Here is a 2,335-nt window from a genome sequence, read left to right on the forward strand (position 1 = left end):
GCGTGCGGGGCCAGCTCGCGCGCGGCGTCGGTGGGCGCGTAGCCGTCCACCGAGCGCGTGAACAGCGTCAGCCCGAGCGCCGCCTCCAGCCCCTCGATGTGCCGCCCGACGGTGGGCTGCGCGATGCCCATCGCGCGCCCCGCTGCCGACAGCGAGCCGGTGTCGAGCACCTGGAGGAACGTGCGGTACCACTCCCAGTTCGGTTCGGCGTTGCGCATGGTATGCATTTCCGTATGGATGACCCACGATATTAGCCAATTTTCATGGGCTTCCGGCCTGCGCATACTGCCTGACATCGAACGCGGCAACGGGCCGCGTGCCTTCAGGAGCCCGCCATGTCCACCCTTGCCCTGCTCGGCGCCGCCGGCGCGATCGGCCGCAGCATCGCCCAGGCCCTGCGCGCCGAGCAACGCGCCTATCGCGTCATCGGCCGCCGCGCCGACGCGCTGCGCGCCGCCTTCGGTGACGATCCGCGCGCCGAGATCGCCACCTGGAATCCCGATTCGCCCGAATCGATCCGCGCCGCGATGGCGGGCGTCGACACGCTCGTCTATCTGGTCGGCGTCAATTATTGGCAGTTCGAACTGCATCCGCGGATCATGCAGCGCACGCTCGACGCGGCCATCGCGGCCGGCGTGCGCCGCATCGTGCTGATCGGCACCGTCTACCCGTACGGCCGCTCGCGCGGCAACCCGGTGCGCGAGGATCATCCGCGCGAGCCGCACACGTTCAAGGGAAGGATGCGCAAGGCGCAGGAGGATCTGCTGATGCAGGCGCACGCCGACGGCCGGATCGAGGCCGCCGTGCTGCGGCTGCCCGATTTCTACGGGCCTGGCGTGGAGGCCAGCATGCTGCACGGCGCGATCCGCGCGGCCGTGCTGGGCGGCACGGCGGACCTGCTCGGCCCGCTCGAACGCGAGCACGAATTCGTGTTCGTGCCCGACGTGGGCCCGGTGGCCGCGCGCCTGCTCGACACGCCGGCTGCCTACGGGCGGATCTGGCACCTGGCCGGCGCGGGCGTCACCACGCAGCGCGCGCTGGTGGACGAGATCGAGCGGCAAAGCGGGCGCACGCTGAAGCTGCGCGTGGCGGGCAAGACCATGCTGCGCATCCTCGGCCTGTTCAAGCCGATGCTGCGCGAGCTGGTGGAGATGAATTACCTGATCACGGAGCCGCTGATCATGGACGACAGCGCGTTGCAGCGCTTGATCGGGCCGATCCGGAAAACGCCGTATGTGGAAGGCATCCGGCAATCGCTGGCCGCGGTGCGGGAGCCGGCTTGAGCTGGCGACGCTCGCCTCACGTCGTGCCGATGCCGGCCGGCATGTCCGAGCGCGCGCGTTGCAAATTCGCGCATTGCGTACGCGTCATGCAAGGGATCCCGGCCAACGCCCGCTTCAGTCCGCCGCGTCGAAGCGCATCAGCTCGGCCAGGTCGCGCTCGACCGACAGGCAACCGCGCTCGCGCCACTGCGCCGCATCGATCTCGCCCGTAACCGCGCCCACGAAGCGCGTGCCGGCCGCGGCGGCCGCCTGCGCGTCCATCTCGTGATCGCCCACATACGTGGCGTCGGCTGCGGCCACACCGAGCAGGTCGAGCGCCTTGCGCAGCCCTTCGGGATCCGGCTTGTGCCGCGTCACGTCCTCGCCGCCGACGATCGCCGTCACGTAATGCGCCAGATTCGCCCGCTCGAGGATCTGCTCGATCCGGTAGCGGAACTTGGTCGAGACGATCGCCACCGGAACGCCCTGCGCGTGCAGCGTGAACAGCAGCGACACCGCCTCGGGATAGATGCGCGTCATGCGCACCATCGCCTCGTCGGCGTGCGCGACGAAGCGCTTGGCGTAAACGGCGGCCTGCTCGGCGTCGTCGAGGCCGGTCAGGAACGCGAAGGTTTGCGCGAGCGTCAGGCCGATCGAGGCCACGATGCGCTCGCGCGGCGGCACCGGCAAGCCCATGTCGGCCAGCGCGCCGCTGGCGCAGAACACGATGGCGTCGCGCGAATCGGCGAGCGTCAGGTCGAAGTCGAACAGATAGGCGCGGCTGACTGGAAACATGGCGGGGGAAAAAGGCGGCGGCGGGAGCGAAGCGACGATCATAGCGGAAGCGGCGGCCCGGCCGAAGTGCGCCACGAGTGCGCCATAACGGAACACCGCTGCTCCGAATCGGAACAACGGTGCAACACTGCCGAACCGGCTGAACCGCCCTAGCCGCCCCCGCCCTGGATCTTCCGGTAGACGGTGTTGCGCGACACGCCCAGCTCGCGCGCCGCCGCCGACACGTTGCCGCCGTGGCGCGCCAGCGCGGCCACCACCACCGACGCCGCCACGTCGAG

At 70.2% G+C, this 2,335-nt stretch carries 4 protein-coding genes; 1 reads left to right on the top strand and 3 read right to left on the bottom strand.

Annotated features, from left to right (window positions below; all coding sequences use genetic code 11):
- On the bottom strand, positions 1-227 hold a 227-nt coding region (locus G3N92_RS32905), incomplete at its 3' end, for a LysR family transcriptional regulator (protein WP_206131694.1).
- A gap of 108 nt (positions 228-335) precedes the next feature.
- Between G3N92_RS32905 and G3N92_RS32910 the strand changes: the two genes are divergently transcribed.
- Positions 336-1,283, top strand: a complete 948-nt coding sequence (locus G3N92_RS32910; protein WP_206131695.1) for an NAD-dependent epimerase/dehydratase family protein — start codon at positions 336-338, stop codon at positions 1,281-1,283.
- Between the two features lie 114 nt (positions 1,284-1,397).
- Here the strand turns inward: G3N92_RS32910 and G3N92_RS32915 are convergent, their stop codons facing one another.
- Positions 1,398-2,057 (bottom strand): HAD family hydrolase, encoded by a 660-nt coding sequence (locus G3N92_RS32915; RefSeq protein WP_206131696.1) that lies wholly within the window; start codon positions 2,055-2,057, stop codon positions 1,398-1,400.
- Positions 2,058-2,206: 149 nt separating this feature from the next.
- Positions 2,207-2,335: helix-turn-helix domain-containing protein (locus tag G3N92_RS32920; protein ID WP_206131697.1), on the bottom strand; the 129-nt coding region annotated here is incomplete at its 5' end.

It is taken from the genome of Burkholderia sp. Ac-20379, assembly GCF_017104645.1.
Lineage (GTDB): Bacteria > Pseudomonadota > Gammaproteobacteria > Burkholderiales > Burkholderiaceae > Burkholderia.

What these genes read in the sequence shown, in the direction of transcription:
- G3N92_RS32915 (WP_206131696.1), bottom strand. Translation starts at nt 2,057, where the DNA reads ATGTTTCCAGTCAGCCGCGCCTATCTGTTCGACTTCGACCTGACGCTC.
- G3N92_RS32910 (WP_206131695.1), top strand. Translation starts at nt 336, where the DNA reads ATGTCCACCCTTGCCCTGCTCGGCGCCGCCGGCGCGATCGGCCGCAGC.